General features: G+C 72.5%; 10 protein-coding genes and 8 pseudogenes. 7 read left to right on the top strand and 11 right to left on the bottom strand.

Annotated features, from left to right (window positions below; genetic code table 11):
* Both FF86_RS32630 and FF86_RS34405 read left to right on the top strand, forming a co-directional pair.
* Nucleotides 1-317 (top strand): zinc ribbon domain-containing protein (locus FF86_RS32630; RefSeq protein ID WP_157866995.1); only part of this gene is annotated, 317 nt, incomplete at its 5' end.
* On the top strand, nt 314-475 hold the full coding sequence (locus FF86_RS34405) for a hypothetical protein (RefSeq protein ID WP_157866994.1): 162 nt from the start codon (nt 314-316) through the stop codon (nt 473-475). The genes FF86_RS32630 and FF86_RS34405, both read left to right, overlap by 4 nt.
* A gap of 706 nt (nt 476-1,181) precedes the next feature.
* On the opposite strand, the pseudogene FF86_RS68535 reads toward FF86_RS34405, so the two are convergent.
* From FF86_RS68535 to FF86_RS26690, 4 genes and pseudogenes are all read right to left on the bottom strand, one after another.
* Nucleotides 1,182-1,468, bottom strand: a pseudogene (locus FF86_RS68535) (hypothetical protein); the annotation flags it as partial.
* A 1-nt stretch (nt 1,469) separates the two neighbouring features.
* Nucleotides 1,470-2,096 (bottom strand): ferritin-like protein (locus tag FF86_RS26695; RefSeq protein WP_242419677.1); only part of this gene is annotated, 627 nt, incomplete at its 3' end.
* Nucleotides 2,086-2,358 carry a hypothetical protein gene (locus FF86_RS33750; protein WP_128423449.1) on the bottom strand — a complete coding sequence of 91 codons (273 nt, stop codon included), beginning with the start codon at nt 2,356-2,358 and terminating at the stop codon, nt 2,086-2,088. The genes FF86_RS26695 and FF86_RS33750, both read right to left, overlap by 11 nt.
* 478 nt (nt 2,359-2,836) lie before the next feature.
* Nucleotides 2,837-3,544: an HAD hydrolase-like protein gene (locus tag FF86_RS26690; RefSeq protein ID WP_044888740.1), complete on the bottom strand. Its 708-nt coding sequence runs from the start codon at nt 3,542-3,544 to the stop codon at nt 2,837-2,839.
* 108 nt (nt 3,545-3,652) lie between these two features.
* On the opposite strand from FF86_RS26690, the gene FF86_RS26685 reads away from it, so the two are divergent.
* Nucleotides 3,653-3,979, top strand: coding sequence for an FKBP-type peptidyl-prolyl cis-trans isomerase (locus FF86_RS26685; RefSeq protein WP_044888739.1), 327 nt, complete (start codon nt 3,653-3,655; stop codon nt 3,977-3,979).
* A gap of 9 nt (nt 3,980-3,988) precedes the next feature.
* Here FF86_RS26685 and FF86_RS58380 read toward each other — a convergent pair.
* Both FF86_RS58380 and FF86_RS58375 read right to left on the bottom strand, forming a co-directional pair.
* Nucleotides 3,989-4,676, bottom strand: a pseudogene (locus tag FF86_RS58380) (nucleotide disphospho-sugar-binding domain-containing protein); the annotation flags it as partial.
* A 1-nt stretch (nt 4,677) separates the two neighbouring features.
* Nucleotides 4,678-5,146: pseudogene (locus FF86_RS58375) on the bottom strand (UDP glycosyltransferase); the annotation flags it as partial.
* Nucleotides 5,147-5,352: 206 nt separating this feature from the next.
* On the opposite strand from FF86_RS58375, the pseudogene FF86_RS58370 reads away from it, so the two are divergent.
* From FF86_RS58370 to FF86_RS26670, 4 pseudogenes are all read left to right on the top strand, one after another.
* Nucleotides 5,353-5,531, top strand: a pseudogene (locus FF86_RS58370) (LLM class F420-dependent oxidoreductase); the annotation flags it as partial.
* Nucleotide 5,532: 1 nt separating this feature from the next.
* Nucleotides 5,533-5,844, top strand: a pseudogene (locus tag FF86_RS58365) (LLM class F420-dependent oxidoreductase); the annotation flags it as partial.
* A 1-nt stretch (nt 5,845) separates the two neighbouring features.
* A pseudogene (locus tag FF86_RS58360) lies at nt 5,846-6,189 on the top strand (LLM class F420-dependent oxidoreductase); the annotation flags it as partial.
* Nucleotides 6,190-6,417: 228 nt separating this feature from the next.
* A pseudogene (locus tag FF86_RS26670) lies at nt 6,418-7,245 on the top strand (SDR family NAD(P)-dependent oxidoreductase); the annotation flags it as partial.
* A 280-nt stretch (nt 7,246-7,525) separates the two neighbouring features.
* Here the strand turns inward: FF86_RS26670 and FF86_RS26665 are convergent.
* The 5 genes and pseudogenes from FF86_RS26665 to FF86_RS58345 form a co-directional block, all read right to left on the bottom strand.
* Nucleotides 7,526-8,257, bottom strand: coding sequence for an HAD family hydrolase (locus tag FF86_RS26665; RefSeq protein ID WP_044888722.1), 732 nt, complete (start codon nt 8,255-8,257; stop codon nt 7,526-7,528).
* Nucleotides 8,258-9,505: 1,248 nt separating this feature from the next.
* Nucleotides 9,506-9,652, bottom strand: coding sequence for a hypothetical protein (locus tag FF86_RS34400; protein ID WP_157866993.1), 147 nt, complete (start codon nt 9,650-9,652; stop codon nt 9,506-9,508).
* 126 nt (nt 9,653-9,778) lie between these two features.
* Nucleotides 9,779-10,537: pseudogene (locus tag FF86_RS58355) on the bottom strand (ATP-binding cassette domain-containing protein); the annotation flags it as partial.
* A 1-nt stretch (nt 10,538) separates the two neighbouring features.
* Nucleotides 10,539-11,617 (bottom strand): ABC transporter ATP-binding protein (locus tag FF86_RS58350; RefSeq protein WP_242419681.1); only part of this gene is annotated, 1,079 nt, incomplete at its 3' end.
* Nucleotides 11,618-11,745: 128 nt separating this feature from the next.
* The gene (locus FF86_RS58345) at nt 11,746-12,258 is read right to left on the bottom strand and encodes a glycosyltransferase (protein ID WP_396230111.1); all 513 of its coding nucleotides are present in this window, start codon (nt 12,256-12,258) and stop codon (nt 11,746-11,748) included.
* Nucleotides 12,259-13,039: the final 781 nt, after the last annotated feature.

Here is a 13,039-nt window from a genome sequence, read left to right as displayed (position 1 = left end):
GGCTGAACCGGTCGGTTCTGAACGCCGCATGGGGACGCGTCGGCGCGCATCTCGCCTACAAGACGGCCCGCGTGGGTGGGGTGCTGGTGAGGGTTCCGGCGCCGTACACGTCGCAGCGCTGTCACGTCTGCGGGGTCGTCGACCGGGTGTCCCGCCCCGACCAGGCAACATTCCTGTGCACGTCGTGTGGCTGGTCGGGGAACGCGGATACCAACGCAAGTCTGAACATCAGGGCGGCTGGACTGTCGTCCATGGACGTGGAGATCTCCGGGTTGCCGGGGACGGTGAAGCGTCAACCACCCGGGAAGGCGGCATGATCCCCACCGGGAGTCCCCCTCGTTCACGAGGAGGAGGAAGCCAAAGCCACGGCGGCTGGACCGCCGTCAGCATCACCGGCGCCATCTTCGGCCTCGCCGCCGTCGCCCTTGCCGTCTGGGACACCCTGCGCCGCCGCCCGGCCGCGCCCGCGGGGTGACCCGCCGACGAAGGATCTTGAGCTGGCTCGCGCGCAGGTCGAGAAGGCCTTCCGCTTGGTCAGCGTCGCGACCGAGATGTGCGGCCAGTCGATTCCGAGAGGGCGGTGTTCAGGTCGTCGACGAAGCTCGGCTGGAAGCCTGGTGGCAGGTCTGGTCGTTCGAAGGGATCCAGATAGCCGAGACCGAAGGGTGGGTGCCGGCCTTCCTCCTGGGTCGAGAGCTGACAAGGTCGATCGTCGGGCCCGAGGAGACTGTCAGGGGGGTTCCCGGCGCCAGTACGGAGGTGCCGTGCGGGATCGCGCCCTGGGCGATCCGCTGAAGGTAGCGCAACCCGAAGATCCTGATGTCGAGCTGGCCGCCTGATGTCGAGCTGGTCGGTCGAACCGCGGTTGGAAACCGTGCCGCCGATGGGGATGAACTCCAGGTGCTCCACGGTGGAGTTCGGCTTCAGTCGGAATGCCCTCGGCCCGGTGCTCGGCGGATTCGGATCGAAATCCAGAAGTGAGATCAGCGTGCACCCGGCCCTGATCCAGGTGCCGGCGAGATCGGCGAGTGGACCCAGGGTCTGAGCCACCCCGGTCAACCGAATGTGCACTCCGGCGCCAGCCTGAGCCCAGCCTCGCCGGACAGTTACGCGATAGTGAACTGAGGGGTGATCCCGGCCTCGATCAGAAAGACGCCAGCCTTGGTCAGGTCGAACATGTNGGAGATGGCGGTTTCGATGGAGAAGTCATTCCTCCAGCATTTTTCCAGATTGGTCATCAATGCTGTGAACGTCTTGATGAAGGTCTGCTGATCGGGTCCGGGTGACGGTTGTGCCGAGAAATTATGGACCGCGGGCATCTCGATGGGAGTGCCCGCGTATTCGAAATGATCGCCCGACGGTACCACGGTCTTACCGTAGTAGATCTCCGCGAACGTGTAGTAGTGCGCGAGTCTACCTGGATCAAACGTGCCCTCGTCGGGCGATGTGCTGGCGCCCTCGCCCTGCGNGGTGATCTCGTTGATGGCCGTCAGGGCGTCCGCGACCGTGTTGACGGCGAACAGCGTGTCGTCGCCTATTCTGGTGGCGGTCACCTGGTTCGGCGCCGGGTGTGTCGGCAGCGAGCCGTCGGGGAACACAGCGTTGAAGCCGGCGGCGATCGCGGCATAGAACTGTCCGATTGTCGGCCCGGCCGGCGGCGGGGGTGGCGGCGGCAGATCCGGCGCCGGCACGACGGGATCCGCCTCCGGGTACTCGATGGCCATGAACGTCTGCAGGGCCTGCTCGCTCAGCGGTGCCAGCGCGACAACCAGCTCGGGATGGACGCCGCCGGGCAGTCCCGTAGCCGGATAGACGGGAACGAAGTCCGGCGCGGCGATCTCGCCCTTGAGTGATGCTCCGGTGGCGGTGTACATGTTGCAGGACAGGCCGAAATGTAGCATTTCCTGTGTCGCCACCTGCTCGATCAGGCCCGCCACGCCGCTTGGGTCGGCACTCGTGATCGACCACTGGGCGCACAGATACGGCGGAATGGTCGAGAACTCCAACTGGATGGCGGTAAGCAGAGAGGCCTGCAGCTCGTCGAGATCGTTGATACCGTTCTCGACGGTCTCGCGAATCGTCCTTCTACGTGACACGAAAACTCCCCTCTGGGTATGGTGATGGCATCACCGTCCTGCGCGGACCTGGCGCGACGCCCGTGGCGTGGGGCCGGCCGACGATGCCGAGAGTGCCCGCGTCCGTCTTCCCGCCGGGCCGGCCGTGCTGCTCGGCCAGTGGAATCCCGATCGCCGGGCGGGCGGGCAGGTCCGGGAACAGGTGGCCGAACCGGCCGGCCGGAGAATACTTCCCGGGCGGGATCTCGATCCCGCCCGGGAAGATGCCATGCAACGCAGTCACCGTGTCTCCGGAACGTACCTGGCACAGAATTGCACCTGCAGGGAAGGTGTACAGGCAGTCTTGTACTGACGTGATCGGTAAGCATGACGATAGGTCCGAAGAATTGTCCTTGTCAAGCAGTCTGAAGTGCGAGTCCGGAACGTGCTGACGTAATCGGCGGCATTGCCCTGCTAAGAGAAGTTTTGCGTGGTGAAGGATCGATTCGGTGGACGCTGGTGCGGCACCGGGAAGCGGTACGGGCGCCAGCTACGACCCCGTCGTCATGGCTGGAATGGAAGCGATGGAAGCGACGGAAGCGATGGGCCCTGTCTTTTCCGCGGGCTGGTCGCGCAGCTCGTTGTGCCTCGAGCGCGNCTGAGAAGCTGGACGCAACCGAGATTCAGCGAGATACGACGGATAGTGCTCCGCTGACCTGCGCCTTTACTGTTCAGGGGTCGCCGAGCTCGGGGTTGCCGACGCGGCGCCGGCGCCGGGGTCGTCAGGTGACGGTGTCGCCGTGGACGGCGGCGTGCAGGGCGGCCGGGTCGGTCAGGTCGGCCAGGACCGCGTCCGCGCCGGCGGCCGCGAGGGCCGGTGCGGTGGTCGCGCCGGTGGCGACCCCGACCGCCCGCACCCCGGCGTCGCGCGCGCCGCGGACGTCGTGCACCGTGTCGCCGATGACGACGACGCGGGCCGGGGCGAAGGTCACTCCGTAGGCGGCCTCCGCCCGCTTGACGGCCAGGGCGACCAGCACGGCCCGGTCGCTGTCGTCGTCGCCGTAGCCGCCGACGGTCAGGTCGAGCAGGTCGGTCAGCTCGCAGCAGGCGAGCTTGAGCCGGGCGAGGGACGGCAGGTTCCCGGTCACCACCGACTGCACGACGCCGTCCCCGACCAGGCTTTCGACGGCCGCCCGGGCGCCGGGCAGGACCCGGCCGGTCCGGCGCATCCGATCGTCGAGTGCGACGGCCGCGGCCGGCAGCGCCGCGTAGAACGCCGGCAGCAGCGACTCCGGCCGGTCGATTCCGTTGCGCCGCAGGGTGTCGATGACGATGGCCCGGTCGGTGCGACCGGCGAGGTCGGCGACCTGCGCCGCGGGCCGGCCGATGATCTCCTGGAAGGCCCGGGCGTGGAGCTCGCGGCCGAGCCCCGCGAACGACACCAGCGTGTGGTCGACATCCCACAGGATCAGCGCAGGTTCGGCGGGCATCCGCGCACGATCTCACAGCCCGCCGGCCCGCCGGCCCGGCGGGCTGCTTCGCCGCAGCCGCCGCCGGACACGACACGGGGCGGCGGCTGCGGCTGACATACTGGGGGCATGGGCGTATCGAAGGAGACCGTGGTGCCGGGGGACGGCAAGACCTTCCCCAAGGCCGGAGACACGGTGACGGTGCACTACGTCGGCACCCTGCTCGACGGCAAGCAGTTCGACTCGTCCCGGGACAGGGGGGTGCCGTTCACCACCGAGATCGGCGTCGGCAAGGTCATCAAGGGGTGGGACGAGGGGATCCCCCAGCTCTCGGTCGGCGAGAAGGCGGTGCTCACCGTCACTCCCGACTACGGGTACGGCCCCCGCGGCTTCCCGCCGGTCATCCCGCCCAACTCCGACCTCCGCTTCGAGGTGGAACTCCTCGCGGTCGGCTGACTCGGCCTGTCAGGGCAGGAACGACTCGACCGCGTCGGCGGCGGCCTCGATCCCGCCGTGGGCGCGCAGCACGGACGCGACCCCCGCCAGCCGCCCGGCGATCCCGGCGTCGGCGGCGACGGACTCGACGGCGGCGCGCAGGAGCTGCGGGTTGACCCGATCGGCGGCGAGCTGCTCACCGACGCCGAGGGCGCCGAGGATCGCGGCGTTGCCGAACTGCTCGGCGGCCAGCGGGATCGCGACCGTCGGCACGCCGAACCACAACGCCTCCACGCAGCTTCCCATCCCCGCGTGGGTGACGAACGCTGACGCCGCGGCGAGCACGGCGAGCTGGGGGACGCTGCGGTGGGCCTCGACGTTCGCGGGCAGCGGGCCGAGCGCGGCGGGGTCGACGCGCCGGCCGAGCGCCATGACCACATGCCAGTCGGTGTCGGCGAACGCCTCGGCGGCGGCCCGGTAGATGTCGGGCCGGTCGTTGTAGACGGTGCCGAGGGACACCAGCAGCACCCGGCCGGCGTCCGGCGGCGCCGTCCAGGTCCGTTCGGCGAGGCGCGCGGGGTCCAGGCAGGGGCCGACGAACCGCACGCCCGGCCGGACCCGGTTCAGGTGCGGCTGCAGCACCGGGGGGATCAGCGAGACGACGGGCCGGTCGGCGCCCAGCCACTCCCAGGGGTCGCGGTCGAGGCCGTTGTCGTGCNGCCAGGCACTGAACGCCGCGTGGTACTCCTTGCCCGGCACGGAGGTGCGCAGCGCCGCCAGGGCCTCGGCGTTGTCCTGCTCGAAGCCGTCCCACGGCACCCAGGTCGGGGACAGCAGCACCGCGGGGACGTTCCACTGGGCGGCGAGCACCGGGCCCGCCTGCGCGGCGACGTCGTGGATCAGCAGGTCCGGCCGGTCGTCGTCGAAGTGGCGGACGAGTGGGGGGAGGGTGGCGATCCCCTCGGTCAGGAACATCCGGGTGGCGAGTTCCGCGGCCGGGTTGTCCGGCCAGTCACCGTCCTCGGCGGGCAGCGTCGAGGGGTGGGTGACGGGCCGCGCGCCGGTGGGCTCCACCAGCCCGGCGAGCCGGTCGCCGATGGCGTAGCTGACCCGGTGGCCGCGGCGAACGAGTTCGGCGATGACGCCGAGCGAGGGGTAGACGTGGCTCGGCGTGGTGCAGCCGATCATGGCGATGTGTCGCGGGGTGCGCATCGTGTCCTGCCGTTCGGCATCGTCTGGTGGTCGGCGTCGTCTGGTGGTCGGCGTCGTCTGGTAACTGCCGGTGACGGCGGGTCTGGTCTGGTCGGGCGTGTCCGGTTCGTTGTCGTTCGGGCCGCCGCGCAGGTTGCCCGCCGACCCGGAAGAGGCTCCCGGTACGGGGGGTTGCAGGGGTCATGACCACTCTCGGCACCATCGGCATCGCGAGTTCGACGATCGCCTTCAACCCGGACGTTCCCGCCGCCGTCGCGGCGGCCGCCGAGGTCGAGGACCTGGGCTATTCGACGCTGTGGCTGCCCGGTGGCCAGGGCAACAACGTCTGGCTCGTCGAGCAGGTCGTGCGCGGGACGGGGAGNCTGCTCGTCGCCAACGGCATCCTGTCCGTCGACCAGGTCCCCGCCGCCGAGGTCGCGGCGACCTACGCGGCGCTCGCCGCCGACCATCCCGGCCGCTACCTCGCCGGCCTCGGCGGCGCGCACGGCGCGGGTCCGCTGGGCACCCTCGGCGCCTACCTCGACGAGCTCGACGCCGCGCAGCCGGCGGTGCCGGCCGCCGGGCGCATCCTCGCCGCCCTCGGCCCGGCCATGCTCCGCCTCGCCCGCGACCGCGCGGCCGGGGCGTACCCGTTCCTCGTCACCCCGCAGTACGTCACCGACGCCCGCGCCGTGNTCGGCCCCGACCGGACGCTGGCCGTGCTCGTCACCGTCATCCCCGACCGCGACCCGGTCGCCGCGCGCGGCGCCGCCCGCGAGGCGATCCGCTTCCTGACCACCGTCCCCGGCTACGCCAACAACCTGGCCCGGATGGGCTTCACCACCGACGACGTCGCGGACCTCAGCGACCGGCTCATCGACCAGGTCACCGTGTGGGGGGACGTGGAGACCATCGGCAAGCGGGTGGCCGAGTACCTCTCCGCCGGCGCCGACCAGGTCGTGCTCCAGGTCAACGACGCGACCGGCGGCGAGCCCGAGTCCACGTGGTGGCGGCGCCTCGCCGACGTCCTGCTCCGCTGACCGTTGCGCCGGCCTACCCCGCCGCCCCGCCCCGCCGCCCCGCCCCGCCCCGCCGCCCGGACGGGAGACGTGGGGCGAGGTCTGGCCGTGCCGGGCGATGGGCTCTCTGGATACTGGGCATCCTCGTTTCTGGTTGAACCTGGTCGAAGGAGTCCATCCGTGCCGTCCCCGCTCCGTCCCTACCGGTTCGCCGCCGGAACCGCCGTCGTGACCGGCGCCGCGAGTGGCATGGGGGAGGAGATGGCCTACGCGCTCGCCGGCCGCGGCAGCAACCTCGTCCTGCTCGACCGCGACGCACCGCGCCTCGCGGCCGTGGCCGCCAGGATCCGTGCCCGCCACCCACGGCTGCCGGTCGACGCCCTGACCGTCGACCTCGCCGACGCCGACGCCGTCGACACCGCGGCGGCCCGCGTCCTGGCCGACCATCCCGAGGTGACCCTGCTGGTCAACAACGCCGGCGTCGCGTTCGGCGGCGGCTTCGAACACCTCACGCTGGAGGAGTTCGACTGGGTGATGGCCGTCAACTTCCGCGCGCCCGTGCGGCTCACCCGCCTGCTGCTGCCGGCCCTGCTCGCCAGCCCGGGCAGCCACATCGTCAACGTCTCGAGCCTGTTCGGGCTCATCGGACCCCCCGGCCAGACGGCCTACTCGGCGAGCAAGTTCGCCGTGCGCGGCTTCACCGAAGCGCTGCGCCACGAGCTGGCCGGCCGCGTCGGCGTCACGGCCGTGTACCCCGGGGGAGTCCGCACCCGGCTCGCTGAGACCGCGCGGGTGGCGCGTGACGTGCCGAGCGACGAGGCCGAGGCGGGCCGGCGGGACTTCGCGAAGATGCTCAGCTACCCGGCGGACGCCGCCGCCCGGGAGATCCTCGCCGCGGTCGAGGCCCGCCGAGCCCGCGTGATCATCACGCGTCAGGCGAGGACGATCGACGCCGTCGCCCGCCTCTTTCCGACGTCCCACATGTCGATCTTCGGCTACGTCCTCACCCGCGCCGCCCGCCTGACCGTCTCCGCCCGCCCCACCCCCGCCAGTCCCACCCCCGCCAGTCCCACCCCGGAAGGTCCCGTCCCTGCCGGATCCGATCCCGCCGTCCCCGTCCCCGCCAGTCCGGTCCCCGCAAGTCCCGTCCCCACGCTCACCGTCGGTGCCCGTCCCGATCCCGTGATCCCCGGCGCCGGCAGTTCTGCCCCCGCCATTTCCGTCGCCGGTGGCCCCGCCCTCGGCAGTCCCGTCGCCGGCAGCGAGGCCACCGCCGGGTGACGGGTGGTCCGCGCGGGGGACGACGGCTGGGCCGTGGACCGGTGGTGGACGCGTGGCGCCCGGGCGGCCGTCGCGGTCAGGCTTGCCGGACCAGTTCCAGGACCTTCGTGAGGTCCCCGACCTCGGCGACGAGCGACGCCCCTGCCGGCCGTTGCCGGTGCTTGCGGTTCATCCAGACGACGGGAATGCCGAGCGCGTTGGCGCCGGCCACGTCGCAGGTCAGGGAATCGCCGACGTGCCAGACCTCGCCCGGAGCGAGGCAGGGCTGGCCGGGTCCGGGTTGGTCGGGTCCGGGGTGGCCGTGTGCCAGGTGGTCGAGGGCGAGCCGGAACGGTTCCGGTCGCGGCTTGTAGGCCCGTGCCTGCTCGCTTGTGACGATCGCGTCCACTCGGAGCCCGTGGGCGTCGAGCGCGGCGTCGAGATCGGCACGGTCGATGTCGGAGACAAGGCAGACCGGCAGTTCGATCTCGGCCAGGAAGGCGGCGGCGCCGGGCAGGAGCGCCGGCCGACGCCAGTAGTCGAACAGCCGCCGGCTGAGCGATTCCTCGTCGGCGTCCGAGCCGAAATGCCGGATCGTCTCCCGCAATGACCGGCGTTCCAGCTCTCGCTGGGTGGCGAACGCGGGGCCCGTCGCGGCGGCGCACAACCGGGCGAAGGCGTCCGACCAGTACCGGCCGATCGTCGCCGGGTTGCGCACGCGAGCCGTCGCGGTCTGCTCGATGCTGCGGCAGACCGCGGCCACCACGTCGTCGTCCTCGGCGACGACGGTGCCGTAGAAGTCGAGCAGGATCGCGCGCGGCCGGCTCATCCGTCTTCCCCCGGAAGGAATTGTGGGTGGTGCTGATCAGTGGTAGGTCGCCGGGTCGACCCGACGGAAGCGGCTGTCGTTGGTCGAGCTGGCGACACCGCCCGCGTAGATGGCCTGGAACATCGTGAATCGTAGGTAAAGAGATCCTTTGCACTCCCGGGCCGGCTTCAGGGTTTCATGAGTGGGTGAGGATCTCCGACAACGGCCGGACGGGTCGTGGAAGTACGTGCTGCGACCGCCGTTGTGGGGGTATTTCTTGTCGGGTGACCACATCCATCCCCGTCGTCGTCGTGCAGCTCCCGCCCGAGTACCCGCTGNGCCGCGACCAAGGTGGAACTCACACCGAGCCCTGACCGAGCACCCGAGGCGAGGGCGTTCAACTCCCCGCCGGACCGAACTCTGGCGGCGCTCCTCCGGCGTCGTCACACCGGTCCGTCGGGCCGCGTCTCCCACCCGGAGTCCTCCGGCGGCTCGGCATCCGGCCCGAACCCGGGCGCCCACACGGCTGGGATATGCGGGCAGCGCGTCACCGGCGGCTGCAACGTTACCTCCGGCAGGTCCTCCCTAGCCGCCGATCCCCGGGCAGACCTGCGCAGGTGCTGCGCCCGTGCTCGCCGGCAGGGCCCGCATGACGGGATGAGAGCGTGCACCTCGGGGGCGGGCCCGGTCGGGCCGTCCTCCGGCGGCTCGCTCATTTCGCATTCACTTGGCCTGTGCCGCTGCAACGCGGGCACCTGATCTGACTGGCGCCGTCGAACTCCTCACCGGCGTCCTGCTCTGCCGCCGGGTTGCCGACCATTCCGCTCCCGAGGCACTTCGGGCAGGTCAGCGTTCCGCGGTCGACGCTGTCCGCAGGGTCGCCCGTGTGGCCCGAGCCACCCCTTTTCTGTCCGCTGCGGCCGGTGCTGCTGCCTCCGCCGGTGTTGCCGCGCTTGTCGGTGTGCTTGCTGCCACCCCAGCCCATGACTGCTCTCCGTTCACACCCGATGTCACACCGTGCCGATGGTAGCCCCTGGGTCTGCGCGAGCGGCGGGGAAAAGCCGGATCTGTCACCGGCCCGGCGTCACGGTCAGACCGCGCCGACCCAACGGCCGAGTCCAGCAGGTCGAGCGGATCGACGCGGGCGAGGTCACGCGTCGGGCCCGGTCCCGCAGAGGCCGCCGGCGTTCCCCGGCGATGAGCGGGTGGACCCGTCATCGTCGGCGACGACGGTGCCGTAGAAGGCGAGCGGGATCGCGCGTGGGCGGCTCATTCGGCGGTGGGGGTGAGGATCTCCAGGAAATGGCCGGAAGGGTCGGGGAAGTACACGCCGCGGCCGCCGTTGTGGTGGTAGGTCTCGCCGGATTCACGCCGGTCTCGGGCGACGACGATGGTGTGGTTGAGCTGGACGGACATCGTGCACCACCTCCGCCAGCCAGTGTCCGCCGTCGTCGGCAGCGGCAACAGCCGAACAGGGGGAGTCCGGCGGCGCCGGCGGGCTCCCCCCGCCCTCGTCGGCGTGATCGTCCCGTCGGGTGGGCGTCAGCCGGTGGGGACGAGGAGCTGGGTGGTTGCCAGATCGCGGTAGAGCGGGTCGGTCTCCAGCAGCTGCGCGTGGCTGCCGACGGCGCGCACCCGGCCCGCCTCCATGACGATGATCTGCCGGGCGCCGACGACGGTGGACAGCCGGTGGGCGACGACCATCACCGTCGTCGTGCTCGCCGCGGCGGCGACGGTGTCGCGCAGCGCGAGCTCGTTGCCGGCGTCGAGCGCCGAGGTCGCCTCGTCGAGCAGCAGCAGCCGGGGCCGGCGCAGCAGGGCGCGGGCGATCGCGATGCGCTGGCGTTCACCGCCGGACAGGGTGCCGCCACGGTGGCCGATCCAGCCGTCGAGCCCACCGGGCAGCGCCGCCACGAACAGCTCCAGTCGGGCCAGGCGCAGCGCCTCGTACAGGGCCTGGTCGTCGACGCCGGTCAGGCCGAGGGTGAGGTTCTCGCGCAGGGAGCCGGCGAGCACCGGAGCCTCCTGCTCGACGTAGCCGATCGAGCGGCGAAGCTGCGCCAGCGGCCAGTCCCGCACGTCGCGGCCGTCGACGAGGATCCGGCCGGCGGTGGCGTCGTAGAACCGTTCGAGCAGCAGGAAGATGCTCGACTTGCCGGCGCCCGACGGGCCGACGATGGCGGTCATCCCGCCGGGTGGGACGGTGAACGACACCCCCCGGTGCACCGGGGGCAGGTCCTGCCGGTAGGCGAACTCGACCTCGTCGAAGGCCACCGCCGCGCTGGTGGCCCGGCCGTTCGGNGCGGTGCTCGTGGTCGACGCGGGGCGCCTGGTCAGCGCGGTGCGGCGGACGACGGCCGGCCCGCGCCTGAACATGGGACCGCTGGCGGCAGGATCACGCTGGCCGGCTGGATCACGCTGGCCCACTGGGTCGCGGTGGGCGGCGGTGCTGCGGCGGCCGCGGGCGGTGCGGCGGCTGGGGGTGGTGCGGCGGCCGGGGGTGGTGCGTCCCCGGTCCGCGGTGGGTTCGGCGGCCAGGCGCAGCACCGCGGAGATCCGTTCCGCGGCCGCCCCGCCGGCCTTGAACTGGCCCCAGGCACCGACCAGGGTGGTCACCGGCTGGGTCAGGAAGAACATGTACAGCAGGAACGCGATCAGGTCGGAGATCGGCAGGTCCCCGGCGGCGACCCGGGCGCCGCCGACGCCGAGCACCCCCAGGAACGACGCCTGCATGAGCATGCCGGCGCTCGCCCCGGTGCCCGCCTGCCAGGCGGCGACGCGCAGCCCCCGACGGAACGCCGTCTGCGCCGCGTCGGCGAGCAGGCCGATCTCGTGATCCTCGGCCCCGGAGGCCTTGACGGTGCGCAGGGCGCCGAGGTCGCGGTCGAGCAGGGTGGCCATGTAGCCGACGGCGGCCTGTGCCTCGCCGGTGGCCTTCCCGATCCGCGATGCCGACCAGCGCACGCTGGCACTCATCAGCACGACCGACGACAGCGTGACGCCGAGCAGGACGACGTCGATGAGCGCCATCATCACCAGCGCCCCGACCAGGGCGATCGTCGCCGTGCAGCTCGTCACCAGGGCCTGGGTCGTGACCTGGCGCAGCAGCGTCGTGTCGCCGACGAGCCGCGACATCAGATCACCGGGCTTGATCTCGTCGGTCGCGGCCAGCCGCAGCCGCAGGATGCGTTCCACCAGGCGGATGCGGACGGTCCGCACCAGGGTCTCCCCGACCGACTCGATGAGGAAGAACCCGGCGGCGGACACAGCCGTGCCGACCAGGACGGCGACGGTCAGGACGACGAGCAGCCGCCCGACCGGCTGGTCGGCGGTGAGCCGGGCCAGGATGTGCTGGGCGATGATCGGCTGGGCCAGCGACATCGACGTGCCGAGCAGGGTGAGCACCCCACCGGCGAGCAGGACGCGGCGCGAGCCCGCGGTGAAGTGGAGCACGAACCGTCCGGCCGGCAGCGGCGGGCGGCGCGGCGCGGCGGCGCGGCGGGCGCGGCTCATCGGACCGGGCTGCGCGCTGCGGCGAGGCGCTGCAGGTGCTCGGCCGCGGCCGCGGCGCCCCCCGCCGCCCGGAACGAGGCGCCGACACGGGCCGCGGCCGACCGGTAGCGGGGATCGTCGAGAACATCGCGGACGGCCGACGCCACGATCGCCGGCGTGGCCCGGGCGAAGCGCAGCCGGATTCCCGCACCCGCCTCCACCACCTGCTGGGCGATGACCGGCTGGTCGTCTCGGATCGGCGCGACGACCAGCGGCACGCCGTGTCCGAGCGCCTCGCAGACCGTGTTGTGCCCGGCGTGGCAGACGACCGCCGCCGCCCGCGGCAGCAGGTCGACCAGCGGCAGGAACCGCGCGGCGATGCCGCCGTCCGGCACGGCGGCCGGATCGACGGCATCCAACGGGTCGGCGATGACAGCCTGCACGCCGTCGCCGAGCGCGCGCAGCGCCGCCGCGCACGTCCGCAGGAACTCCCCGCTCACCCGGCCGTTGACGGTCCCGAAGCTGATCACCACGAGCCGGCGTGCCGGATCGAGCCGCCCCCACGGGAACGCCTCGCCCGCCGCCGCGCCGCCCGTTGCCGCCCTGCCCGGTTCAGCCCTGCCCGTTGCCGCCCGGCCCGGTTCCGCCCGGCCCGATTTCGGCCCGCCCGGTTCCGGCCCGCCGGGGTCGCCTTCCAGGGGGTCGGGACGTGGCGATGGCAGCGACGGGCCGACCCAGGCGGTCGGCGGGCCGTCCGGGCCGATGAGCGAGTCGCCGCCGGGCGGCCCGGCCAGTGCCTCCGTGGTGAACGCGAGGACGAGATGGGGGGACAGCCGCAGGGCGCGCGGCGTGGGCGGCCCGCCGGCCGCGGACGGGTCGGGCCGGACTGTGTCGGCGGTGCGGGCGACGAGTCCGTCGAGCAGGTCGTCGAACCACCGCTGGACCTTCGGGGTGGCGGCGAAGGTGTCCCGCAGCGGGCCCGACGTCGTCGCCGACGTCGCCCACGGCCGGCCCAGNCGGGCCGCCGCGAGCGGCCCGGCCAGCGCCTGCATGTCGCAGACCAGCACGTCCGCGGCCGACCGGACGGCCGCCTCGACGACCGCCGGATAGGTCGCTTCGGCCAGCGGGACGAGGAACTCCTCCCACAGGAAACGAACCCCGGCATAGCCGCGCAGCTCGGCGCCGCGCACGTCGACGTCGACCGGCCCCGCGAGGCACGGATGGATCTCGGCGTCCGGTCCGGCCAGCCGCCGCACGATCGACTCCTCGCCCGACCAGACCACCCGGTGGCCGCGGTCGCGCAGCCGGTCG

This window comes from Frankia sp. CpI1-P, from assembly GCF_001421075.1.
In the GTDB taxonomy this organism is placed as follows: Bacteria; Actinomycetota; Actinomycetes; order Frankiales; family Frankiaceae; genus Frankia; species Frankia torreyi.
The sequence above is the reverse complement of the archived record's forward strand: the minus strand, read 5'-3'. Positions and strand labels throughout refer to the sequence as shown.

Bases quoted from the DNA above. Each gene is read 5' to 3' on its own strand.
- FF86_RS34405 (WP_157866994.1), top strand. From the start codon at position 314: ATGATCCCCACCGGGAGTCCCCCTCGTTCACGAGGAGGAGGAAGCCAA.
- FF86_RS26690 (WP_044888740.1), bottom strand. From the start codon at position 3,544: ATGCCCGCCGAACCTGCGCTGATCCTGTGGGATGTCGACCACACGCTG.
- FF86_RS26685 (WP_044888739.1), top strand. From the start codon at position 3,653: ATGGGCGTATCGAAGGAGACCGTGGTGCCGGGGGACGGCAAGACCTTC.
- FF86_RS26665 (WP_044888722.1), bottom strand. From the start codon at position 8,257: ATGAGCCGGCCGCGCGCGATCCTGCTCGACTTCTACGGCACCGTCGTC.
- FF86_RS34400 (WP_157866993.1), bottom strand. From the start codon at position 9,652: ATGTCCGTCCAGCTCAACCACACCATCGTCGTCGCCCGAGACCGGCGT.